The 24,448-nt window shown below is 67.2% G+C and carries 17 protein-coding genes; 12 read left to right on the top strand and 5 right to left on the bottom strand.

What is annotated here, in order from left to right:
* Nucleotides 1–58 precede the first annotated feature (58 nt).
* Both dsbG and ACIPR8_RS04155 read right to left on the bottom strand, forming a co-directional pair.
* Entirely contained in the window at nt 59–883 is an 825-nt protein-coding gene (gene dsbG, locus ACIPR8_RS04160) for a thiol:disulfide interchange protein DsbG (RefSeq protein WP_446540231.1), read from the bottom strand.
* A 28-nt stretch (nt 884–911) separates the two neighbouring features.
* Nucleotides 912–1,709: a prolipoprotein diacylglyceryl transferase family protein gene (locus ACIPR8_RS04155; protein WP_446540230.1), complete on the bottom strand. Its 798-nt coding sequence runs from the start codon at nt 1,707–1,709 to the stop codon at nt 912–914.
* 137 nt (nt 1,710–1,846) lie between these two features.
* On the opposite strand from ACIPR8_RS04155, the gene ACIPR8_RS04150 reads away from it, so the two are divergent.
* The 10 genes from ACIPR8_RS04150 (at nt 1,847) to mutS (ending at nt 19,752) form a co-directional block, all read left to right on the top strand.
* A complete protein-coding gene (locus ACIPR8_RS04150) occupies nt 1,847–3,280 on the top strand; it encodes a diguanylate cyclase (RefSeq protein WP_446540229.1) in 1,434 nt (477 codons plus the stop codon).
* Between the two features lie 576 nt (nt 3,281–3,856).
* Entirely contained in the window at nt 3,857–4,939 is a 1,083-nt protein-coding gene (locus ACIPR8_RS04145) for an ROK family protein (RefSeq protein WP_446540228.1), read from the top strand.
* A gap of 109 nt (nt 4,940–5,048) precedes the next feature.
* Nucleotides 5,049–7,541 (top strand): TonB-dependent receptor, encoded by a 2,493-nt coding sequence (locus tag ACIPR8_RS04140; protein WP_446540227.1) that lies wholly within the window; start codon nt 5,049–5,051, stop codon nt 7,539–7,541.
* Between the two features lie 282 nt (nt 7,542–7,823).
* Nucleotides 7,824–8,933, top strand: a complete 1,110-nt coding sequence (locus tag ACIPR8_RS04135) for a metallophosphoesterase (RefSeq protein WP_446540226.1) — start codon at nt 7,824–7,826, stop codon at nt 8,931–8,933.
* A 351-nt stretch (nt 8,934–9,284) separates the two neighbouring features.
* Nucleotides 9,285–10,706, top strand: a complete 1,422-nt coding sequence (locus tag ACIPR8_RS04130) for a DcaP family trimeric outer membrane transporter (protein WP_446540225.1) — start codon at nt 9,285–9,287, stop codon at nt 10,704–10,706.
* A 102-nt stretch (nt 10,707–10,808) separates the two neighbouring features.
* On the top strand, nt 10,809–12,158 hold the full coding sequence (gene adiC / locus ACIPR8_RS04125; RefSeq protein WP_192287342.1) for an arginine/agmatine antiporter: 1,350 nt from the start codon (nt 10,809–10,811) through the stop codon (nt 12,156–12,158).
* A gap of 30 nt (nt 12,159–12,188) precedes the next feature.
* Nucleotides 12,189–14,477: an Orn/Lys/Arg family decarboxylase gene (locus ACIPR8_RS04120; RefSeq protein WP_323439318.1), complete on the top strand. Its 2,289-nt coding sequence runs from the start codon at nt 12,189–12,191 to the stop codon at nt 14,475–14,477.
* Nucleotides 14,478–14,822: 345 nt separating this feature from the next.
* Entirely contained in the window at nt 14,823–15,728 is a 906-nt protein-coding gene (locus ACIPR8_RS04115) for a cation diffusion facilitator family transporter (protein ID WP_192287344.1), read from the top strand.
* Nucleotides 15,725–17,044 carry an amino acid permease gene (locus ACIPR8_RS04110; protein WP_446540224.1) on the top strand — a complete coding sequence of 440 codons (1,320 nt, stop codon included), beginning with the start codon at nt 15,725–15,727 and terminating at the stop codon, nt 17,042–17,044. The genes ACIPR8_RS04115 and ACIPR8_RS04110 overlap by 4 nt, the downstream gene beginning before the upstream one ends.
* 137 nt (nt 17,045–17,181) lie before the next feature.
* Nucleotides 17,182–19,752: a DNA mismatch repair protein MutS gene (gene mutS, locus ACIPR8_RS04105; RefSeq protein WP_225591831.1), complete on the top strand. Its 2,571-nt coding sequence runs from the start codon at nt 17,182–17,184 to the stop codon at nt 19,750–19,752.
* A gap of 81 nt (nt 19,753–19,833) precedes the next feature.
* On the opposite strand, the gene ACIPR8_RS04100 is transcribed toward mutS, so the two are convergent.
* Nucleotides 19,834–20,454, bottom strand: coding sequence for a glutathione S-transferase family protein (locus ACIPR8_RS04100; RefSeq protein ID WP_132865203.1), 621 nt, complete (start codon nt 20,452–20,454; stop codon nt 19,834–19,836).
* Nucleotides 20,455–20,520: 66 nt separating this feature from the next.
* Nucleotides 20,521–21,213 carry a helix-turn-helix transcriptional regulator gene (locus ACIPR8_RS04095; RefSeq protein WP_132865204.1) on the bottom strand — a complete coding sequence of 231 codons (693 nt, stop codon included), beginning with the start codon at nt 21,211–21,213 and terminating at the stop codon, nt 20,521–20,523.
* 236 nt (nt 21,214–21,449) lie between these two features.
* Here ACIPR8_RS04095 and ACIPR8_RS04090 point away from each other — a divergent pair, with 236 nt between their 5' ends.
* Together ACIPR8_RS04090 and ACIPR8_RS04085 are read left to right on the top strand one after the other, a co-directional pair.
* Nucleotides 21,450–23,090: a catalase gene (locus ACIPR8_RS04090; RefSeq protein ID WP_446540223.1), complete on the top strand. Its 1,641-nt coding sequence runs from the start codon at nt 21,450–21,452 to the stop codon at nt 23,088–23,090.
* A gap of 154 nt (nt 23,091–23,244) precedes the next feature.
* Nucleotides 23,245–23,853, top strand: coding sequence for a DUF937 domain-containing protein (locus ACIPR8_RS04085; protein WP_313251642.1), 609 nt, complete (start codon nt 23,245–23,247; stop codon nt 23,851–23,853).
* A 150-nt stretch (nt 23,854–24,003) separates the two neighbouring features.
* Here ACIPR8_RS04085 and ACIPR8_RS04080 read toward each other — a convergent pair whose 3' ends face one another.
* Nucleotides 24,004–24,414, bottom strand: a complete 411-nt coding sequence (locus tag ACIPR8_RS04080; protein WP_446540222.1) for an RNA-binding S4 domain-containing protein — start codon at nt 24,412–24,414, stop codon at nt 24,004–24,006.
* Nucleotides 24,415–24,448: the final 34 nt, after the last annotated feature.

The raw sequence follows: 24,448 nt of genomic DNA, 5'->3' as shown, positions 1-24,448 counted from the left end.
CTTAGTCAGGCGCGTGCGGCGGAGACTATTACATCGCCGCACGCGCCCATGCGCGGGTTCAGCGCGGGCCGAGCACGGTCTGCAGGTCGGCCCCCTGCGGCAGGCCCGAGCGCATCTGCACCGCGCCATCAGCGTTCTTGAACACGATGCCCGGCGTTCCCTGGAACCCCAGTTCCATCATCAACATCTCGTTGGCGCGCAGCTGGGCCTGCACCTCGGCCGGCACGCTCGCCAACGGCTTGATGCCGCCCTTGGCGAAGTTACGCTCGTTCTCCAGCAGCGCCTGCTCCGGCGATGCCGCTGCCAGGATGGCGGCAGCCTTGTTGGCGCTGTCCTGGCGGATCACGCCGACCAGGATCTCGCGGATCTGCACCTTGCCCGCCTCCACCCACGGCCGCGCGGCTTCCCAGAAGTGGTTGCAGTACGGGCAGTTCGGGTCGCTGAAGGCATAGATCACGCGCGGGGCGTCGGCCTTGCCGTCGGCCACCCAATGGCTGGCTTCCACCTTGCTCCATGCCTGCGCGCCCATCGGGCCGGACACCAGTTCCTTCAACTTGCCGGCGCCGATGTCCTCGCCCTTGGCGTTGACCAGCGTGCCGACCACCGCGTACTGGCCATCCTTGGACACGTAGACCGCCAGCGGCTGCTGGCCTGCCGCACCGGCGTAGCCGGTCAGGCCCAGCGGCGTTTCGAAGGTACCCATGAACTCCACGCCCTGCGTGCGCAGCGTCCGGATCACTTCCGGCTCATTGGTCTGGCCCGGCGTGGCGGCGGACGCAGCAGCGGGTGCCTGCGCCTTGGCCGGCTCGGCATCACGCGCACAGGCTGCCGGCACGAGCGCGGCGGTGGCCAACAGGAACAACATCGAACGGGGGCGGATCATCATCAACCTCGTCATCAGGATTTGGAATTCATTGCAGCTCACGCAGGCGCGTTTCCAGCGTTGCCCGCGACAGTTCGCCCATGTGCACGTCGCGCAGACGGCCATCGGCGCCAAAGAACAGGGTCGTCGGCAATGCGCGTGCACCGGTCTGCTGCATCACCGCCGACTCTGCGTCGAGCAGTACGTTCTCCAGCCCGAGCTGGCCGGACTGCAGGAAGTCGATGACCTCCTCCGCTGTTTCGCCCTGGTTGGCGAACACGAAATCGACCGATGCGTGTGCCTTCTGCGCGGCAGCCAGCACCGGCATCTCGCGCCGGCACGGGCCGCACCAGGTCGCCCACAGGTTGATCACCACCGGCTTTCCGGCGAAGGCCGTGAGCGGCGCCGGTTGCCCCTGCAGGTCCTGCAGCACCGTTTCGGGCAAGGGAATGGAAGCACGCTGCAACGCGAACAGGCTCATGCCACCAATGGCCCAGAACGCCGCACCCGCGGCCAACCCCAGCAACACCGGCTTGCGCGGCACCACCGCACGCGTCTTCCACAACGCATACGCGGCAGCCACCAGCACGCCGGCCCAGATCGACCAGCCGCCATCACCGAGGCGGATGATCGACAGTGGCTGGGACAGATAGTCCGGCGCATGCAGGAGCACGTGCGCCAGGCGCGCGCCCAGCAGCGCCAGCAACAGCGCATCGAGCACGACCGCGCCGGTGCGGGTACGCAGGCCGTCGACGGCCGGGACCAATGCACGCGCGAAAAACCACGCAATGGCAAACGCCACCAGCGCGATCACTGCCATCATCGGGAACGGCCCGGCGCTGATCACAGCGCGCTCCGCATATCAGGAAAAGCCATGCAAACAGATTGGACGGCAGTTGGAGACTTCCGCACACTACTTCCTAAAGTTACCGTTGAATTTGCCGATACAGGGCACCTGCCTGCCGGCGGTTGCCTATCCTACGCATGAAACCCGCATCTCCCCACTCCTGCGATCCCGAGGCTTGCCCGCTGGTTGCTGGCTGGCAACAAAGCCTGGCCACCGCAGGCCCCGCCGCCCATGCACTGCTGGCCGCGATCGCCAGCGACCACGCCCCGGCATTGGCGGCCCATTTCTACAAGGTCATGCTGAACGACAGCCGTGCATCACGCTCGATGTCGCACGACCAGGTGCGGGTGCGATTGCAGCCGGCCATGCAGCGCTGGCTGACCGGACTGCTGGGCGCAATGCCGGACGACGTCGAGCAATTGCTGGCCGCGCAACGCGTGATCGGCGACGTGCATGCGCGCGTGGGCATCCCGGTGGACCTGGTCACGCGTGGCACGCGCGTACTGAAGCAACGCATCTTCAGCCTGATCGTGGAGCAGGCCGGGCACGGCGAAACCGCGCACGCGGCAATCGCCAGCCTGACCGCATCCTTCGACATCGCGCTGGAAGGCATGACCCTGGCCTACTCCAACGCCCGCGAGCGTTCCTCGCGCACGGATGCCGCCTACCGGCTGTTCTCTCTGGTGCAGAACGTCAGCACCGAGCGCGAGCGCCAGCGTGCACTGCTGCTGGACTGGGAGAACACCCTGCTCTACGCCCTGGCGAGCACGGGCCGGATGCCCGGCTTCCAGTCATTGGCGCGTTCGGAGTTCGGCCTGTGGTTCACCCACAAGGGCATTCCCAGCTTTGGCGAGAGCACCGAGACCAACCAGATCCTCCACCTGATCGCGGAAGTGGACCGGCTGCTGGAGCACACGCTCTCCAGCCACGAGGACGCCACCCTGCGCGCCGCGCAGCTGCAGGACGTACGCATGAAGGTGGGCCAGGTGCGCAACCTGCTCGGCATGCTGTTCGAGCGCATCGGCGAACTGGATGCCGGCTGCGATGCGCTGACCAACCTGCTCAACCGCCGCTTCCTGCCCACCGTGCTGCGCAGGGAGATCGAACTGGCCGAGAAATCGGCAGGCAGCTTCGCCGTGCTGCTGCTGGACCTGGACCACTTCAAGCACATCAACGACGCGCATGGCCATGAATCCGGCGACCGCGCACTGCAGCATGTGGCCGGCGTCCTGACCCAGTTCACCCGCGGCAGCGACTACGTGTTCCGGTACGGCGGCGAAGAGTTCATCGTGGTGCTGGTCGCGGTCGACCAGCGCCAGGCGCTGGTGATCGCCGAAGGGCTGTGCCGTCGCATCGCCGATTCACCGGTGGCCCTGGCCGACGGGCAGTTGCTGGACGTCAGCTCCAGCATCGGCGTGGCGATGTACGACGGCCACCCCGACTACGAGCGGGTGATGGCGCGCGCCGACGCGGCGATGTACCAGGCCAAGAAGCAGGGCCGCAACCGCGTCGTACTCGGCGATGAAGGACTGCCGACCGCCCCGGGCCGGGCCGCGTTGCAGCGCGGCTGACCGGCAGGAAGTACTCACCGGGCTGCCCAACCAACCAGTGGACTGAACGGACCGGTTGATCCGCTCACCGCACCTGGCCGCGGCAGTGTGACCGCGAGCCATGCACCGATCCTGGCCGGCTGCTGCGCCGCCCGGCCCGCGCACCGCCTGCGCTTCCGTACCCGCTTTTCGTCCGGACAGAGGCCATTCGCCTGTGGCCATCCACCGCCGCCGTGGCATGGCCGGCGGCCGGCAAACCTTCATCCAGCAACGCCCGACGCGAAACCGCGCCCCGCCTCACGCGGTCGGTGCCTCCGCCCGACACCGACCGCAATGCAACAGCCGTCATCGGTCACGCCAAGCGGGTACAAGGTTGCCGCCGCAGTCATCCCACGAGATCCACCGCGTTGAACATCCCCCCGACAGCATTGCCCTTGTCGTGGCGGTGCCGACCGTCCGCAGCATGCTCTCCATCACCCTGCGCGCGCTGCCAGACCGGCAGCGCATGCCCACCGGAACGCCCCCTTGAACCTTCATCCGGCACCTCCCCCCCAGCACCGTCCATCGATCCGGCTGGATACGGATCACAAGCGAATCGTGAGGCTGCTGCGACTGATGGGTAGCGCACCGCGCATCACCATCGCCCATCGGCTGGACATGCACAACGGCGCACTGACCCGTCTGACCCGGGAGTTGCTGATGCTGGGCGTGGTCGAAGAATGTGCACCCGCAGCCGACGGGCAACGTGGCCGGCCGCAGGTGCCACTGGCGCTGGCCGGCGGTGCAGGATATGCCGCCGGTGCAACCGTTCACCCCGGTTGGCTGGAGATCGCGCTGGTGGACTTTGCCGGGCATGTCCTCGCCCGCGACGCGACCGCCTTCGACAGCCCCGACCCGGAAGACTTCGTCCAGGTGCTGGACCAGCGCCTGCAGGCGCTGGCCCATCGGCCCGCGCTGCTCCACTCGCGCTTCCTCGGCCTGGGCGTGGCCGTTCCTGGCCCGGTGGTGGCCTCCAGCCCCACGCAGCGGCACGTCGTGAACTGGCTGCACGGCTGGCGGGCGATCGACAACCACCAGTTCTTCAATGACCGCTTCAGCTTCCCGGTATGGGTCGAGAATGACGCCACGCTGGCGGCGCTGGCCGAGTACCACGACAGCGGCCTGATCGGCGACTGCGCTTCGGCGCTGTTGCTGTTCATTGGACACGGCGTGGGGGGCGGGGTAATCCATCGGCGCAGCGTGTTGCGCGGGGAGTTCAACAATGCCGGTGATATCGGCAGGTTGTTCCCGCTGGACGCCCCTCGCCCTTCAGGGCTGGACCTGCTGGCCACGCTGCGTGCGGCCGGCGCGGACATCCGCACGTTGTTCGAACTGGAGCGACACCTGGAGGAGCACATCGAGATCGTCGATGCGTGGGCCGCGCGCGCCGGGCAGCAACTCGGTGTTGCCGCCAAGGCCGGGACGGCGTGGCTCGACCCGGGCGCGGTCATCCTTTCCGGCGCCCTGCCGCTGCGCGTACTCGACGCCGTGGGCGCCCAACTGGCACAGCGGAGCCATTGGAGCAGCACGCTGGACCTGCCGCAGCCACGCCTGCATGTCTCGCGCCTGGCCGGTTCGGCCGTGTCGATCGGCGCCGCGTTGCTCCCGATCCACCGGCTCAGCGCCGACGATGCAACCTGAGCATTTATTTCCGTGGAAGCAAACAAATCCGTCATCGATCAAACCTACCGTGCTGCGGTCTTCCTCACCGCCCCACAAGGCCGCTCCCTCGATGAAACCTTCGCTCCTGATGTCAGCGATCAGTCTGGCATTGATCACCCTGCACGGCACCGCTCTGGCGCAATCCCCTCCTGCTGCCCAAGGCAACGGAAACAACCAACCTGACAGCGCAGCGGCGACGCTGGATGCCGTGGTCGTCACCGGCGCAGCGCGCACACAACGGCGCTTCGATGCCTCCTATGCCGTGAATGCACTCAGTCGCGAAGACATCCAGAAGCTCGCACCGAAGAACTACGCCGAGCTGCTCGGCGGCGTGCCCGGCATCCATGTGGAGGCCACCGGGGGCGAGGTGATGAACATCACCCGCCTGCGCGGCATTCCCACCGACCGCGGCTACGTCACGTTCCAGCAGGATGGTCTCCCGCTCTACCACGAGCTGGAAGGCAACTTCTTCAATTCCGGCGACGGCATGAACCGCCTCGACGTGATGAACCAACGGGTGGAGGTGGTGCGCGGGGGCCCGGCGCCTATCTACGCCAGCGGCAGCGCCGCCATCGTCAACAACATCCTGGCCGAAGGAGGTGAGCAAACCCAGGGCAAGGCCCAGATCACCGTGGGCGACACCGGGCTATACCGCAGCGAACTCTACCAATCCGGAGCCCTGGACACGGACACCTTCTACGCGATCGGCGGATTCCTGCGCGAGCACGATGGCTACCGCGACAACGGCTTCCCGAATGACAAGGGCGGCCAGATCCGCGCGAACATCAAGCACTTCATCGACGACACCCACTGGTTCAAGGTCAGCGCCACCTACGTCAACGACCACAACACCTTCTACCTGCCCATCCCGGTAGCCGACCCCCGCGACTCCAAGGTCTCGCTCGACCCGTACATCAACTACTTCACCGGCACCCTCAACACCCCGTCGCTGCGCAGCGTGGACCTGAAGTACCTGGATAGTGCCGGCGCCGTGCAGAGCATGAACCGTGATCTTGCCGATGGCCGCCACATGCGTTTCGGCAACGTTGGCTTCCAGTACGAGAACAGCGCCGGCGACTGGGTCGTCTCGCTCAAGTCCGGCTACACCAAGGGCAGCAACACATTCGACGCCCTGTACTCCACCACCAACCCCAGCGACGCCACCACGTTCGCCAACGGCTACCTTTCGGCGGCCCGAAATGCTTTCGGCGCGGAGGTGGCGCGCATGGGCTACGCCATCGCCGGCAGCAATGGCAGTGTGCCGTACGACCCTTCCACCGAATCCGGGCTGGTGATGTCCGGCCAGTACCGCGCGGCGGATTCGGACTTCTATTCCGGCCAGGCCGACCTGGGTGCAGCCCGCCTGTTCGAAACCGCCCTGGGAACGCATGACGTCAATGTCGGCGTCTATACCTCGTTCTATGGCAGCACCTCGTTCAACGTGTACCAGGACATGCTGCTGCAGGTCCACGACCAGCCCCAACTGCTGGACCTGGTGGCCTATGACGCCAATGGCAATCCGCTGGGGTACGTCACCGACAATGGCATCCTGCGCAGCGCCACCACGCTCAATCGCGGCGAAGTCGATGCCCGCATGTTCGCGATCTATGCCAACGACACCTGGACCATCAACGAGCGCCTGAAGCTCGATGCCGGCATCCGCCACGAGCGCTACCGCTACGAGGGCTACGCCGAGCAGACCACGCAGGCCAACATGGGAGATGCCAGCACCCTGGCCGACGACGCGACCCGGCGTTTCACCGGCACGGTCCAGCATCACGCGCTGGATCCGCGCGCGACCAACTGGACGCTCGGCGCCAACTACGACCTCAGTCCCACCATCGGTGCCTACGCACGCATCTCGCACATGGAAGTGGTGCCGAACTCGTCGGTGGCACGCAGCATCGACGCCACCATCGTGACCACCAAACTGGACCAGTACGAACTGGGCCTGAAGGCCGCCTTCGGCCGCTCCTACCTCTACCTGACGGCGTTCTATACCAAGTTCGACCCGCTCAATGCCTCGTTCACGACCTACAACCCCAGCACCGGCCGCAATGATCAGTCGGTCCCGTTCATCGGCACCGCCGTGTCCAAGGGCGTGGAAGTGGATGGCATGTTCCATGCCACCGACTGGTTCAGCGTGTCCGGTGCAGTCACCGTCAGCGACCCGCAGTACAAGGATCTCCAGAACGACGCCGGCGCCGACCCTTCCGCAGTGAACGGCAAGCAGATCGTTCGCGAGCCCAAGCTGTACGGCAACCTGCGGCCCAGCGTTCGCTACGCCCATGGCCCGGACCAGTTCGAAACCTGGCTGCGCTACGACTTCGTGGGCAAGTCCTATGTCGATCTGTTCAACCAGACCGCGTTGCCGGCCTACCAGACCCTGGGCATGGGGGTGTCGTGGAAGCGCGGTGCGTGGGGCGTGCAACTGGTCGGCGACAACCTGACCAACGAGAAGGGGCTGACCGAAGGCAACACCCGCACCGACATCCTGGATGGGCAAGGCACGGCGGAGGCGATCTACGGGCGCCCGCTGTTCGGTCGCAATTTCCGCCTGACGATCAGCAGAAGCTGGTGACGCGCCGCTACCTGCCGGCATACGGCATCACGCTGCCGGCAGGATATCTGCACCGTTCCCCGGTCATCACCAAGGATCGCTTCGTGCGGCGTTGCCGAACCGACGGCTTCCCACCCCGGGGCCCGGTTGCGCCGGGAACCCTGCCCGACCCAACCGGCGCCCTGCCTGCCCAGCGCCGCGTTGCTGCGCGGCGGAGGCCGACCATCGGCACATGCCTGGCGGCATGGCGGCGGCATATGCTCGGAGTCGATGCCGCCCACCTCCGTCACCCGCTCCCTGCCGATGTCCCTGCTCCGCGCCGCCACCCTGCTGCTGTGCCTGTTCCCGATGATCGCGGCAGCCGCCGAACCGGTGGCGCCTGCCGAACACGTCGATGCCGACGGGCCCTATGTGTTCCGCAACGGCAAGCGGTTGCAGGCGCACTGGATCTGCGATGACCAGGTGGTCTCGCGCACACTGCGGCAGCGCCTGCATGGCGCGCGGCTGCCCCCGCGATGCGGCTATCCCCATCCCCTGCGCCTGACCGCACCGGTTGCATCGGCGGCTGCCGTACTGCCCGCGGTGCCGCGCATCGTGGCGGTCTCCGACATCCATGGCCAGTACGATCTGCTGGTCCGCCTGCTGCGCGCACACCATGTGATCGACGCACGGGATCGCTGGTCGCTGGGCCGCGACACCCTGGTGGTGGCCGGCGATGTGTTCGACCGGGGCCCGCAGGTGACCGAAGCCTTCTGGCTGCTCTACAGCCTGCAGCAGCAGGCCGCCGACGCCGGTGGCGCGGTGCATTTCGTCCTTGGCAACCACGAAACGATGGTGCTCTACGACGACCTGCGCTACGTCAATCCCAAGTACCTGCGCAGTGCGCAGCGGTTGGGGCGCAGCTACCCGGACCTGTACGGTGCCGACTCGGTGATCGGGCAATGGCTGCGCACCCGCCCGGTGTTGCTGCGCATCGGCGACACGCTGTTCCTGCACGGCGGCATTGCACCGGAAGCGGTGCAGATGGCGCTGGCGCCGGAGTCGACCAACGCGGCCTACCGCGCGTCGCTGGGCAAGCCCAAGGCCGAGGTGAAGGCGGACCCGGCCACTGCACCGCTGTACGACGGCAAGACCAGCCCGATCTGGTACCGCGGCTACTTCGATGGCCGCCTGGATGCCGGTGGGGTGCAACAGGTGCTCGACCAGCTCGATCTGCGCCGCATCGTGGTCGGTCACACCTCGATGCCGCATGTCAGCCAGTTCCACGATGGGCGCGTGATCGCCATCGACAGCAGCATCAAGGACGGCCAAAGCGGGGAACTGCTGTTCATCGAGAACGACCAGCTCAGCCGCGGGCTGCTGGATGGCAGCCGTGTGCCGCTGGCCGAAGGCACCCTCGACGCGGGCGACTGACGCCCAGCCCCCACGCCGAAGTGTTGCAATCCGCAACACCCGCGGCCCACGCCCGGCCGGTTTCCGGTGCCGCGCACGCTCACGGATTCTCACCCGCACGGAAGCCGGTCACGCCTTGCCCGCATCACAAGGGGCGTGTGCGGCTGCCCATCGCCGGATTTCGACTTTTTTCGGTTTGTTTCACATTCCTGTTATGAAATCTGGGCCAACGTGACCAAGGGGGAACGTCGCCGGACATCGGGAACTGCCAGGCGACCACACTGAAAACAGAAGCCGCGCACGGGCCAGCGCCTGTCGCGACGTGGTGTTTTGCATAGCTTGGGACAGGCGATGAAACCACGAAAACTTGCGATGCTGCCGTTGCTCCTGGCCCCGGGAGCCGCTCTCGCCCAGGACTCCGTCGGTGCCCTGAGGCAGGAGATCACCCAGGTGCAGGCGCACCTGCAGGCCCTGACCGCGCGCCTGGACGCGCTGGAACGCGAACAGGGCAAGGATCCACCGCCGTACACGCCAAGCCCGTCGCCCGCGCAAGCACCTGATACGCAGGCGACGGCGCCACTGGCGCAGACTGAAACCGCAGCGTCCCCCACCCGTGGCGCGGCCGCCGCACCGTCCATCCTGCCGCCACGCGACTCGGTCGCCGACCCGTCCACGGCGGCATCGCGCCCGGACAACGCGCCCTCGCCCACCGATCCGGAACTGAAGGGCTTCTTCGCCATCCCCGGCACCGAGACCCTGATCCGCCTGGGCGGCTACGCCAAGCTCGATGCCATCGCCGACAGCCGCGCGGCCGGTGACAACCAGCAGTTCGTCACCTCGTCCATCCCGGTCGGCGGCCCGCATCGCGATGTCTCGCATTTCGACATGCATGCCAAGCAGACACGCTTCAGCTTCGAGGCGCGCCGCCCAACCACCCACGGCAACCTGCGCTTCTACCTGGAGAACGACTTCTTCGGCAGCAGCGACAGCTATGAATTCCGCCTGCGCCATGCCTACGGGCAGCTGGGCAACACCTATGCCGGCTACGGCTATTCCACGTTCATGGATGCCGACTCGCTGCCGGACACCCTGGATTTCGCCGGACCCGGTGCGGCCGGCTACCTGTTGGTGGCCGGCATCCACCACAGCTTCGCGCTGGGCAAGGGCAACACCCTGACCCTCGCTGCCGAAGACCCCGATTCACAGCTGGCCAACCCCGGCGATGCCGACATCAGCACCGAGCGGCTACCCGACATCAGCCTGGTCGCACGCATGGAGCGCGACTGGGGCCACCTGCAGCTTGGCGCGGTCGCGCGCAGCCTCGGCTATGACGGCGACGGGCGCAGCGACCGTACCTTCGGCGGTGGTCTGCAGTTGAGCGGCTCGTTTGCCATCGCCGAACGTGACCTGCTGTTGTTCGGCATGGTCGGCGGCAAGGGCATCAGCCGCTACACCGCCGACCTCACCGGCTCGGGGCTGGATGCGGCGATCAACGCCAACGGCCAGCTCAAGGCGCTGCCGCTGTATGGCGGCTTTTTCGGCTACACCCACTACTGGTCGGACATGTGGCGCTCGAACCTGATCTACGGCCAACTGCATCTGGATGACGCCGACGCGCTGGCCCGCGATGCCTTCCGCCGCAGCCAGTACGGCGCGCTCAACCTGATATGGAGCCCTGCCCCGTCCTGGACGATGGGCATGGAAGTGCTTTACGGCCAGCAGCGCCTGCAGGACGGCCGCAGCGCAGACACCCTGCGCGTGCAGGGCAGCCTGCAGTACAGCTTCATCAAGTAGCCAGCCCGCACGCCGGCAGCAGCGCGGCCGGCCGCCAGCTATCGAGAACGTCCACCGCCTTTCCCTGTAATCACACCGGCAACCCGGTGAAAGGAGACACCCATGGCAGGTCAGAAGAAAATCGGCGTTGTCGGTGCAACCTTCCTGGTCGCCGGCAACATGATGGGCTCGGGCGTGTTCCTGCTGCCCTCCAGCCTGGCCAAGATCGGCACCGCCTCGATCTGGGGCTGGCTGATCACCACCGCCGGCGCACTGCTGCTGGCGTTCGTGTTCGCCAAGCTCGGCAAGCTCGCCCCGCAGGCCGGTGGCCCCTATGCCTACGCACGTGACTGGTTCGGCCCGTACATGGGCTTCCAGACCAACACCATCTACTGGTTCGCCAACTGGATCGGCAACGTGGCCATCCCGATCGCGGCGGTGGGCTACTTCAGCTACTTCTTCCCGATCCTGTCCCAGCCACTGCCGCGCTGCATCGCGGTGCTGCTGCTGGTGTGGGCGCTGAGCTTCGCCAACGTGATCGGCCCGGCCTTCGTCAGCCGCGTGCAGACGGTGACCACCAGCTTCGCGCTGGTGCCGATCCTGGGCATTGCGATCTTCGGCTGGTTCTTCTTTGACCCGACCATCTTCAAGGGTGCCTACAACGTCTCCGGCGAATCCAACTTCGGCGCGGTGTCCAGCGCCGCGGCGTTGACGCTGTGGGCCTTCATCGGCGTGGAATCGGCCTCGGTCACCGCCGGCGTGGTCGAGAACCCGGAGAAGAACGTCGCCCGCGCCACGCTTGCCGGGGTGTTCCTCGCGGCGATCGCCTACATCGCCAGCTCCTCGGTGATCATGGGCATGGTGCCGAACGCGGACCTGCAGGTCTCCGACGCGCCGTTCGCCCTGGCCGCGGCCAATGCGGTCGGCGGTTGGGGCGGCGCACTGGTCAGCCTGTGCGCCTTCATCGGTGCGGCCGGCTCGCTCGGCGGCTGGATCCTGCTGACCGCGCAAAGCGCCAAGGCGGCCTCGGACGACGGGCTGTTCCCCAGCATCTTCAGCAAGATCAACAAGGACGAAGTGCCGGTCAAGGGCGTGCTGATCGTGGCGGTGCTGATGACCCTGGCGGTGCTGATCACCTCCACCTCGGAAACCGCGTCGGCGCAGTTCGACGTCATCACCTCCGCGGCGGTGGTGCTGACCCTGCTGCCCTACATCTACTCCTGCGTGGCCTGCTACTTCGTGGTGGAGCGCTCGCACACGCTGGTGCATACCGGCGCGTTCTGGGTGCTGACCAGCATCACGGTGGTGTATTGCCTGTGGGCCATCTTCGGCTCGTCCGGCACGATCGTGCAGTACGCGTTCCTGTTCGTGCTGTTCATCACCGTCTTCTATCCGTTCTTCAGCGAAGAACGCCGCAAGCAACGGCTTGCCCGCTTCTCGCCCACCGGCACCCCGCGTGCCGCTTCGAACTGAATCCCCCGCTCGGTAGAAAAGGAAACCACCATGTACTTCAAGTCCCTGGACTATCCCATCGTCATCATCGACGCGGACTACGAGTCGCCGCGCATCAACGGCATCCTGATCCGCGCCCTGGCCGACGAGCTGCGCCACAACGACCAGCGCGTGCTGTGCGGCCTGACCCTGGATGACGCGCGCGCCGGCGCACGCACCTACGTGGCCGCCTCGGCGGTGTTGATCTCCATCGACGGCACCGAGGAGAACGACGACCAGTTCCAGCAGCTGCTCGCCTTCCTGCGCGAGCAGAGCAAGCGCCGCGCCGACCTGCCGGTGTTCCTGTACGGCGACCGCCGTACCATCGAGAAGGTGCCGAGCAAGCTGCTCAAGTACGTGCACGGCTACATCTTCCTGTTCGAGGACACCAAGAGCTTCATCGCCCGCCAGGTGATGCGCGCGGCCGAAGACTACATGGCCACGCTGTTGCCGCCGTTCTTCAAGGCGCTGATCCACCACGCCGCCGAGTCCAACTATTCCTGGCATACCCCCGGCCACGCCGGTGGCGTGGCGTTCACCAAGTCGCCGGTGGGCCGTGCGCTGCACCAGTTCTACGGCGAGAACACGCTGCGCAGCGACCTGTCGATCTCGGTACCGGAACTCGGCTCGCTGCTCGACCACACCGGCCCGATCCGCGACGCCGAAGCCGAGGCCGCGCGCAACTTCGGCGCCGACCACACCTTCTTCGTCACCAACGGCACCTCCACCGCCAACAAGATCGTCTGGCACGGCACCGTGGCGCGCGGCGACATCGTGTTCGTGGACCGCAACTGCCACAAGTCGCTGCTGCACTCGCTGATCATGACCGGCGGCATCCCGGTGTACTTCACCCCCAGCCGCAACGCGCACGGCATCATCGGCCCGATCAGCCTGGACCAGTTCTCCGGCGAGGCGCTGCAGCGGATGATCCAGGCCAACCCGCTGGCCAGCAAGGCGGCCAAGCCGGGTGCCAAGCCGCGCATCGCGGTGGTCACCAACTCCACCTACGACGGGCTCTGCTACAACGCCGAGAAGATCGCCGACAACCTCGGCACCGCGGTGGACTTCCTGCACTTCGACGAAGCCTGGTACGGCTACGCCGCGTTCCACCCGTTCTACGAGAACCACTACGGCATGGCCAAGGGCAAGCCGCGCGAGCAGGACGCGATCATCTTCACCACCCAGTCCACGCACAAGCTGCTGGCCGCGTTCTCGCAGGCCTCGATGATCCACGTGCGCAATGCCGCCACCCGCGAGCTGGATGCCGAGCGGTTCAACGAATCGTTCATGATGCACACCTCCACCAGCCCGCACTACGGCATCATCGCCTCCTGCGATGTCGCCTCGAAGATGATGGAAGGCGAGGCCGGGCGGTCGCTGGTGCAGGAGATGCACGACGAGGCGGTGGCCTTCCGCCGGGCAATGCTGCATGTCAGCGAGGACCTGGGCCGGGACGAATGGTGGTTCAAGGTCTGGCAGCCCGATGGCGTGGAGCGCACGCTGGCGCGCGAGGACAGCAGCAAGCCGATGGTCACCTCGCGTCCGGACTGGTACCTGCGCCCGGATGCACGCTGGCACGGCTTCGACAACCTGGCCGATGACTACGTGCTGATCGATCCGGTCAAGGTCACCCTGCTCACGCCCGGCCTGTCGATGGACGGGGAGATGGGCAAGCTGGGCATCCCGGCCGCGGTGCTGAGCAAGTTCCTGTGGACCCGCGGCATCACCGTGGAGAAGACCAACCTGTACTCGGTGCTGTTCCTGTTCTCGATGGGCATCACCAAGGGCAAGTGGAGCACGCTGGTCACCGAGCTGATGGCGTTCAAGGACCTCTACGACGCCAACGCCCCGTTGAGCCAATCACTGCCCAGCCTGATCCAGGACCACCCGGCCGCCTACGCCAACTGGGGCCTGCGTGACCTGTGCGAGGCCCTGCATGCCTTCAACCGGGAGTTCCGCGTGGCCGAGGTCATGCGCGAGATGTACGTGGACCTGCCCGAACCGGTGATGACGCCGGCCGAGGCCTACAACCACCTGGTGCGCGGCGAGATCGAGCGCGTGGACATCGACCAGATCAGCGGCCGGGTGGCCGGCACGATGCTGGTGCCGTATCCGCCGGGCATCCCGACCATCATGCCGGGCGAGCGTTTCGGCGCGCAGGATGAACCGATCATCCAGTCGTTGCGCATCGCCCGCGAGCAGAACGCGCGCTTCCCGGGCTTCGAGTCGGACGTGCATGGGTTGATCATCGACGACAGCGGCGCGCAACCCAGCTACAAGGTGGAAGTCCTGAAGCTGTAACCGCCGAAGCGGCGCGGGGGATATGGCAAGCGCCCTCACCCCAACCCCTCTCCCGCCTGCGGGAGAGGGGCTCTGGCACGGCAGATGCCCGTTCCTGCTTCAGTGGGTTGCAAGGTGTGGCAACGCCGCTTCGGCCGGCGGGTACGGCGACGGCGGCGATGACCGCGCCGCTCCCTTCTCCCGCCCTGGCGGGAGAAGGTGCCCGCCAGGGCGGATGAGGGTGCTTTGTGCTTTCCCTTCAGCCCGGCCGCACCCTGCCGCCGGCCGGAGAAGCAGCTACGATGCGGGCGACACCCGCCGCCCCCGCGATGACGGGAACCAACGGATGCACCACGGCATGCCTTGATGACCAGCACCGGCCAGGAACAACGCGTACTGCAATTGTCGATCGCGGCGACCGTCCTGGTCGCGGCGATCGGTTTCTTCGGGGGCCTGCTGGCACGGTCGCAGGCGATCCTGTTCGACGGCATCTACAGCCTGGTCGATGTCGCGCTGACCCTGGTGGCGCTGGCGGTACTGCGGTTGATGGCCAACGAGCAGAGCCCGCGCTTCCAGTACGGGTTCTGGCACCTGGAACCGATGGTCGAGGCACTGGGCGGCGCAATCCTGAGCCTGGCCTGCATCTACGCGCTGGCCAATGCCGTCATCGGCTTCAGCGATGGCGGGCACGAGACACGGCTCGGCCCCGGCCTGGCCTGGGCGGCATTGCTGGCGGTGGTCGACCTGGTCATGGCGGTCTGGATCGGCCGCCATGCCCGTCGCCTGCAATCCGGTTTGCTGGCCCTGGATGCCCGTGCGTGGCTGCTGACCGGGCTGATGAGCCTGGCGGTGGTGCTGTCCTTCCTCATCGCCTTTGCCCTGCGCGGTGGCGCACACGCGCATTGGATCCCCTACATCGACCCGCTGGTGCTGGCCGCGATCAGCGTGGTGGCATTGCCGGTGCCGCTGCGCGCGGCATGGAAGGCCGCCCGTGAGGTGCTGCAGGTGGCCCCGGACGACCTGGACCGACGGGTACGCGAGGTCATGCAGCAGTTCGTCGACGAACACGGTTTCGACGGTTTCACCAGCCACGTCGCCAAGATCGGGCGCATGCAGTTCATCGAGATCCACGTGCTGACCCGGCCGGACGCCCGGCTTGGCAGCATCGGCGACGTCGACCGCCTGCGCGACGGCATCGCCAACCGCCTGGACGCCCGCTCGGGCCGGTTCTGGCTGACGATCGACTTCACCTCCGACCCGGCCTGGACATGAGCACCTCCGCCCCGCGCAAGATGGGCCTGACCATGGCCACCATGCTGGTCGCCGGCAACATGATCGGCACCGGCGTGTTCCTGCTGCCGGCCAACCTGGCCACGGTCGGCAGCATCTCTTCCTTCGGCTGGATGATCGCCACCGCCGGGGCGATCGCGCTGGGCCTGGTGTTTGCCCGCCTGTCGCAACTCAACCCGCAGCCGGGCGGGCCCTATGCGTATGCGCGTGACACGTTCGGCAACTACATCGGCTTCGTCAGCAACTACGCCTACTGGTTCGGCAACTGGATCGGCAACGTCGCCATCGCCCTGGTGGTCACTGGCTACCTGAGCCAGCTGTGGCCCTGGCTGGAAGGCATCTACCCGCGGCTGGGGTTCACCCTGGCGGTGATCTGGCTGCTGAGCCTGGCCAACGCACGCGGCGCCCGCTGGATCGGCGCGCTGGAGACCGGCACCCTATTGCTGGCGTTGGTCCCGATCCTGGGCATCGCCATCGCCGGCTGGTGGTGGTTCGACCCGGACCTGTTCCGCGCCGGCTGGAACGTCAGCGGCATGAGCGACAGTGCCGCGATCTCGCGCAGCGCGTCGATCGCGCTGTGGGCCTTCATGGGCGTGGAGAGTGCGGCGGTCTCGGCCGACGTCATCGACGACCCGCGCCGCAACATTCCGTTGGCCACCCTGTTCGGGTTGGCATTGGCAGCGGTGATCTACGTCAGCTGCTCGCTGGTGATCATGGGCATGCTGCCGATGGAACAGTTGCGCGACTCCTCGGCGCCGTTCGCCGAGGTGGCCAGGCTGATGATCGGCCCCTGGGGCGTGGTGGTGATCGCGCTATGCGCCATCTTCAAGTCCGTGGGCGCGCTGGGCGGCTGGATGCTGCTGGTCGGGCAGTCGGCCAAGGCGGCCGCCGAGGATGGCCTGTTCCCGCGCGTGTTCTGCCGGCTCAACCGGCATGGCATGCCCGGCACCGGCCTGATGATCGTGGCGGTGCTGATGAGCGGGCTGCTGCTGGTCACCTCCTCGCCCACCCTGGCCCGCCAGTTCGACCAGCTCACCAACATCGCGGTGCTGCTGACCATCATCCCCTACCTGTTCTCGGCCGGCGCGCTGGTCGCGACCACGCTGGAGCGCAACGAGCAGGGCGCGCTGCGCGCCGGCTGCCTGTTCATCGCCGCCACCGCCGTGGCCTATTGCCTGTATGCGCTGGTTGGCGCCGACGCCCAGTTGCTGGCCTACGCCACCGTCGCCCTGCTGTTCAGCGCGGCGTTGTACCCGTTCTTCCGCCAGCGCATGCACACGCAGGGCAACCGGGACTGACCCCGGCCGGCTCGCCCGGCCTCCCGCTTCGTCCTGCCCGCGCCCAGCCACTACAATGCCCCCTTTGTGGCAGCCCCCTGCCCGGCTATCGAAGTGGAATGCGCGTGACCGAGAAGAAGCCCGAACACACCCCGTTGATGAAGCAGTTCTTCGCAGCCAAGGCCGACTACCCGGACCTGCTGCTGTTCTTCCGGATGGGCGATTTCTACGAACTGTTCTACGACGACGCGCGCAAGGCCGCGCGCCTGCTGGACATCACCCTGACCCAGCGCGGCAGCTCGGGCGGTGCGCCGATCCCGATGGCCGGTGTGCCGGTGCATGCCTACGAGGGCTACCTGGCACGGCTGGTGGCGCTGGGCGAATCGGTGGCGATCTGCGAGCAGATCGGCGACCCGGCGCTGGCCAAGGGGCTGGTCGAGCGCAAGGTGGTGCGCATCGTCACCCCCGGCACCGTCACCGACGAAGCCCTGCTCGATGAACGCCGCGATACCCTGCTGATGGCGCTGTCGCGGACCAAGGCCGGCTACGGGCTGGCCTGGGCCGACCTGGCCGGTGGTCGCTTCCTGGTCAACGAAGTGGAGACCGACGACGCCCTGGAAGCCGAACTGGCCCGCCTGGAACCGGCCGAGCTGCTGGTGCCCGACGAGGAGGACTGGCCCGAGTTCCTGCGCCAGCGCAGCGGCGTGCGCCGGCGTGCGCCGTGGCTGTTCGACGCCGACAGCGGCCGCCGCCAGCTGCTGAACTTCTTCAAGCTGCACGACCTCACCGGTTTCGGCATCGACGACAAGCCGCGTGCCACCGCCGCGGCCGGTGCGCTGCTCGGCTACGTCGAGGAAACCCAGAAGCAGCGCCTGCCGCACCTGACCTCGATCGCGATGGAGAACGCCGGCGAGGCGATCGCGATGAATGCCGCCACCCGCCGCCACCTCGAGTTGGACACGCGCGTGGATGGCGACACCCGCAACACCCTGCTCGGCGTGCTGGACAGCACCGTCTCGCCGATGGGCGGGCGCCTGCTGCGGCGCTGGCTGCACCGTCCGCTGCGCCTGCGCAACGTGCTGCAGCAGCGCCACCACGCCGTCGCCACGCTGATCGACCGCGGCACCGATGCCGACCTGCGCGAGAGCTTCCGTGCGCTGGGCGACATCGAACGCATCCTCACCCGCATGGCGCTGCGCTCGGCACGCCCGCGTGACTTCTCCACCCTGCGCGACGGCCTGGGCCTGCTGCCGGCCATCAATGCGCAGCTGGATGGACTGGACTCGCCGCGGCTGCAACAGCTGCGCGCCGAACTGGGCTCGCACGACGAAAGCGCGCAGCTGCTGGCCAGCGCCATCGCCGAACAACCGCCACTGAAGCTGTCCGACGGCGGCGTGATCGCCGAGGGCTATGACGCCGAGCTGGACGAACTGCGCCGGCTGTCCACCCACGCCGACCAGTTCCTGATCGACCTGGAACTGCGCGAGCGCGAGGCCAGCGGCATCGCCACGCTGAAGGTCGGCTACAACCGCGTGCACGGCTACTACATCGAGATCAGCAAGGGCCAGGCCGACAAGGCGCCGGTGCACTACACCCGCCGCCAGACCCTGACCAACGCCGAGCGCTACATCACCGAGGAGCTGAAGAGCTTCGAGGACAAGGTGCTGTCCGCGCGCGAGCGTTCGCTCAGCCGCGAGAAGCTGCTGTACGAAGGTCTGCTCGACACCGTCGGCGAACACCTGGAGCCGCTCAAGCGCTGCGCGGCCGCACTCAGCGAGCTGGACGTACTGGCCGCCTTCGCCGAACGCGCGCAGGCGCTGGACTGGGCGCAGCCCGAACTGCAGGACGAACCCTGCCTGCGCATCGAGCGCGGCCGTCACCCGGTGGTCGAGGCGGTGCGGGATGCACCGTTCGAGCCGAACGACATCGACCTGCACCCGGACCGCCGCATGCTGGTCATCACCGGCCCGAACATGGGCGGCAAGTCGACCTACATGCGCCAGAACGCGCTGATCGTGCTGTTGGCGCATATCGGCAGCTTCGTGCCGGCCAGCCGTGCGCTGATCGGCCCGATCGACCGCATCCTGACCCGCATCGGCGCCGGCGACGACCTGGCCAAGGGCCAGTCCACCTTCATGGTGGAAATGGCCGAGACCAGCTACATCCTGCACCACGCCACCGCGCATTCGCTGGTGCTGATGGACGAGATCGGCCGCGGCACCTCCACCTACGACGGCCTGGCGCTGGCCGATGCGGTGGCCCGCCACCTGGCCTACCAGAACCGCTGCTACACCCTGTTCGCTACGCATTACTTCGAATTGACCGCATTGGCCGACGAGAGCCACGAAGGCGGCGCCAGCGGCATCGCCAACGTGCACCTGGATGCGGTGGAGCACACCGACAAGAACGGTGGCGAGCGGCTGGTGTTCATGCATGCGGTGAAGGACGGCCCGGCCAACCGCAGCTTCGGCCTGCAGGTGGCGGCGTTGGCCGGCCTGCCGCGTGCGACCGTGGCGCAGGCGCGGCGTCGCCTGGCCGAACTGGAGCAACGCGGCGGCGAGACCCAGTCCGCCGCGATGGCACCACAGGCACTGGATGCACCGCAGCAGTTCGGGCTGTTCGCCGCCCCGAGCTCGGCCGCGCTGGATGCACTGCAGGCGATCGATCCGGACGAGCTGACGCCCAAGCAGGCGCTGGAAGCGCTGTACCGCGTGAAGTCGTTGTTGTAACGAAACACCGAGGGCCGCGAAAGCGGCCCTCGATGTATCCAGACGCGGTTCGCGACCGAGGCCGCTCCTGCGATGACGGGCTCAGGCTGCGCTGGCGGTCACCAGCGCATCATCCAGCTCACCCGCACGCACCGACGCCGGTCGCTGCAGATGGACTGCGCAGTAATCCGTGAACACCGGCTTGGCCTCCAGCTCGCCGACACGCATGTAGTAACTCAGGAAGGAGGCCATATACAGATCGGCGACGGTGAAGCTATCCCCGACCAGATAGCGCTTGCCGGCCACCGCCGTTTCCAATGTGTGCATCAGGTCCTCGGCGGTGCCATAACCCGCTTCCATTGGCGGTGCCAGCGAGCCATGGCGACGATCGGTGACGAAGGCCTCCAGCGGCCCGGCCGCAAATAGCACCCAGCGATAGCAGGCACCGCGCTCGGCGCTGCCCACCGGGGGCAACAATCCCTTCCAGGGCGCCAGATCCGCAAGATGCAGGCAGATCGCTGCGTTCTCGGTAATGACCGTACTGCCCTGCAGCAACGCCGGGACCTTGCCCATGGGATTGAGCGCCAGGTACTGCGCGGACTTCATGCTGGTGCCGTACTCCAGTATCACCGCGTCGTAGCGCAAACCCGTTTCCTCCAGCATCCAACGGGTGATGCGCCCGCGCGATTGCGGATGGGTATGGAACGTGAGCGTGTCGGACATGTCAGGCACCTGCCTTGTAAGGAGCCTGCAGTGTGCGCAGGGCCTGCTGACAGCCGTTGTCAGCAGTCAACGCGGACCGCGCTGCAAACACTCCTGGTTCCAGCGCCGCAACAGGCGATGACGCTGCTCCGGATAACGCTGGCCGGTATCCTCCAGCCAGACCATGCGGTCGGCGCGGAAGTGGCGGAAATCACCACGCATCTCGCACCATGCGGCGAGCAGGCGGATCTCGGCCAGGAAGGCCATGGCGAAGGGCCAGATCACCCGCTCGCTGGCGCGCCCCTCCCCATCGCGGTAGTGGATGCGTACCGCGTTGCCGGCACGGATCGCACGGCGCAACGCCGGCAGCCACGGCTCCGGTTCGGCGGCATGCCATTGCGGTGCGAACAGGCCACTGGTCTCCACCTGCAGGCGCAGCCCTTCCGGCAACACGCCCGTCATCCGCTCCAGCGCCGCGCCTGCGGCTACCGCCAGCTCCGGGTCGGCGTGCGACGCCACCCAGCGCGCGCCGAGCACCAGTGCTTCCAGTTCCTCGGCCGAGAACATCATCGGCGGCAGCAGGAAGCCGGCACGCAGCTGGTAACCGATGCCCGGGTCACCGACGATGTCGGCCCCCTGCCCGCGCAGTGCGTCGATATCGCGGTACACCGTGCGCAGGCTGACGCCGAGCCGGTCGGCCAGTTGCGCACCGCGCACCGGCTTGCGGCGTCGGCGCAGTTCATCAAGCAGGTGCAGCAGGCGGGTGGCGCGTTGGCTCATGCCGGTGACCGGGAAACGGGGGCGCACAGCATAGCCGCCACACCCGTCCCTGCACCGCGCCATGTTGCGGTGCGATGACCGAGACGAGGCAGCCGAAAGACAACAGCCGGCGCAGATACATTTCCGGGCGGCGATAGATGAATGCTATCAATGCGAACGGATCATTTGATTGTCCATTTCACCTGCCCGTGGCTACAGTCGGTCCAAGATGTCCCACTAGCCAGCAGGAGCCAGCGATGAGCAGCAACGACACCAAGCCGACCTGTCCGTACCACAGTGCCCCGACACCGGAGCAGGCCGCCCAATCGCAGCGCGATACCAGCACCACGCCCACGCAGAAGCACGGCGACGCGCCGGTGACGCCGATGACCACCGCCTTCGGTGCGCCGGTGGTGGACAACCAGAACAGCAAGACCGCCGGCCCGCGTGGCCCGCTGTTGATGGAAGACGTGTGGCTGCTGGAGAAGCTGGCCAACCTCAACCGCGAGATCATTCCCGAGCGGCGCATGCACGCCAAGGGTTCGGGCGCGTTCGGCACCTTCACCGTGACCCACGACATCAGCAAGTACACCCGCGCCAGGATGTTCTCGGCGGTGGGCAAGCAGACCGAGATGTTCGCCCGCTTCACCACCGTGGCCGGCGAGCGCGGCGCGGCCGATGCCGAGCGCGACATCCGCGGCTTCGCGCTGAAGTTCTACACCGAGGAAGGCAACTGGGACCTGGTCGGCAACAACACCCCGGTGTTCTTCCTGCGTGACCCACGCAAGTTCGCCGACCTCAACAAGGCGGTCAAGCGCGACCCGCACACCAACCTGCGCAGCGCGCGCAACAACTGGGATTTCTGGACGCTGCTGCCCGAGGCACTGATGCAGGTGACGGTGGTGATGAGCGACCGCGGCATCCCGCGCAGCTTCCGCCACATGCACGGCTTCGGCTCGCACACCTACAGCTTCACCAACAACGACGGCGAGCGCTTCTGGGTGAAGTTCCACTTCCACAGCCAGCAGGGCATCCAGGCCCTGACCGACGCGCAGGCCGAAGTACTGGTGGGCAAGGACCGCGAGAGCCACGGCCGCGACCTGTTCCAGGCGATCGAGCGCGGTGAGTTCCCGAAGTGGAAGCTGTTCGTGCAGGTCATGCCGGAGCTGGAGGCGGAGACCTACCGCATCCACCCGTTCGACCTGACCAAGGTGTGGCCCAAGAGCGACTACCCGCTGATCGAGGTGGGCGAGTTCGAGCTCAACCGCAACCCGGACAACTGGTACCAGGACGTGGAGCAGTCGGCGTTCGCACCAAGCAACCTGGTGCCGGGCATCGGCCCCTCGCCGGACAAGATGCTGCAGGCCCGCCTGTTCGCCTACAGCGATGCACAGCGCTACCGCCTGGGCGTGAACCACCACCAGATCCCGGTGAACGCGGCTCGCTGCCCGGTGCACAGCAACCACCGCGACGGCGCCATGCGCGTGGACGGCAACTACGGCGGCCTGCCGCATTACGAGCCGAACAGCTATGGCCAGTGGCAGGAACAGCCGCAGTACCGCGAGCCGCCGCTGAAGATCCGTGGCGATGCCGACTTCTGGAACTTCCGCGAGGACGACAACGACTACTTCAGCCAGCCCGGCGCGCTGTTCCGCAGCTACAACGCCGAGCAGAAGCAGCGCCTGTTCGACAACACCGCGCGTGCCCTGGGTGATGCGCCGGACTTCATCAAGCAGCGCCACATCGACAACTGCAACAAGGCCGACCCGGCGTATGGCGCCGGTATCGCCGAGGCCTTGAAGAAGCTGGCGGCGAACCCGTCCGACCCGTTCCAGCCCGCCCATCCGGGCAGCGATTTCCCCAGCGCCACCCCGGGTGCGGAGGACATCACGCTGTGACACCGCACCCGTCCGGTTGAACGGGCGGGTCACCCGCACCACCCCGACGCCCGGGATGCCTGGATGGCATTCCGGGCGTTGCCGTCTGCCACACCGGCCACCCCGCGCGGGGTTACCATCCCGGCTTGGCCACCCACCGCAAAGGAAACCACCGATGAGCCTGACCGACGACCTTCTTTCCCAGCTGCAGGGTGCGCCCCTGCAACAGGTTTCCCAGCAACTGGGCATCGACAGCCAGCAGGCTTCCGGCGCGATCAGTGCCGCCCTGCCGCTGCTGATGGGCGCCCTGGGCAACAACGCCGCCAAGCCTCAGGGCGCCGAAGCCCTGCTCGGCGCGCTGCAGAACAATCACAGCGGCCTGGATATCGGCAGCGTGCTGGGCTCGGTGCTGGGCGGCGGCAGCAGTCCGGCCACCAACGGTGCCGGCATCCTCGGCCACATCTTCGGCGGCAACCAGGGCCGCGCGGAAACCGGCCTGGCCCAGGCCACCGGCCTGAGCCAGGGCAATTCCAGCCAGCTGCTCAAGATCCTCGCCCCGATCGTGATGGCCTACCTGGCCCAGCGCATGGCCGGGGGGGGCAACCAGGCCAGTGCCGGTGGGCTGGCGCAGATTCTGGGCCAGGAGAAGCAGCAGGTCAGCCAGGCCGGCGGCATCGGCGGCGGCCTGTTGGGCAGCGTGCTGGACCAGGACGGCGACGGCCAGTTCGGCGTGTCCGACCTGATCAAGCTGGGCAGCGGCCTGCTGGGCTCGGGCAAGCGCTGACCTGTTCGGGCTGCGCCTGAAACAATAACGCCACCCTCGCGGTGGCGTTTTTTTTCCCGTGGAAGCGCCTTCGGACGCGAGGTTGGGGCTCCTGCAATTGCAATCATTCCCTGCGGCGGACGAACCCCGGCTTCGCGGCCGAGGCCGCTCCTACAGGGCGTCGATGTCGCCCAGGGCGCGGATCAGGCGGCGGGCGCGCTTGTCGGGCTTGTGCTCCGGGGCCTGGTAGCCGGTGCGCTCGGCGGCACGACGCAGGCGCACCTCCTGGCGGGCCTTTCGTGACGCATCACTCTCCTCGTACAACCCTTGCGCCACCGGTGCGGGGCCACGCATGTCGCTCAGCCCGCGCACGCTGATCTCGAACACCTCCTCACCGCGCTGTACCCGCAACGCATCGCCGATGCGGATCGCGCGCGAGGACTTGGGCCGCTGGCCACCCACCTCGACCTTGCCGGTGTCCACCGCCTGCTTGGCCAGGCTGCGGGTCTTGTAGAAACGTGCCGCCCACAACCACACGTCGAGGCGGATACTGGGGACCACGGGAAGGGCTTCGGGATTCATCAGGCTCCACTGGGTTGCAACAGGTCTGCCCTGC

It is taken from the genome of Stenotrophomonas sp. LARHCG68 (assembly GCF_052871705.1).
Note: the sequence above shows the minus strand (reverse complement) of the source record. Positions and strands in the feature narration are given on the sequence as shown.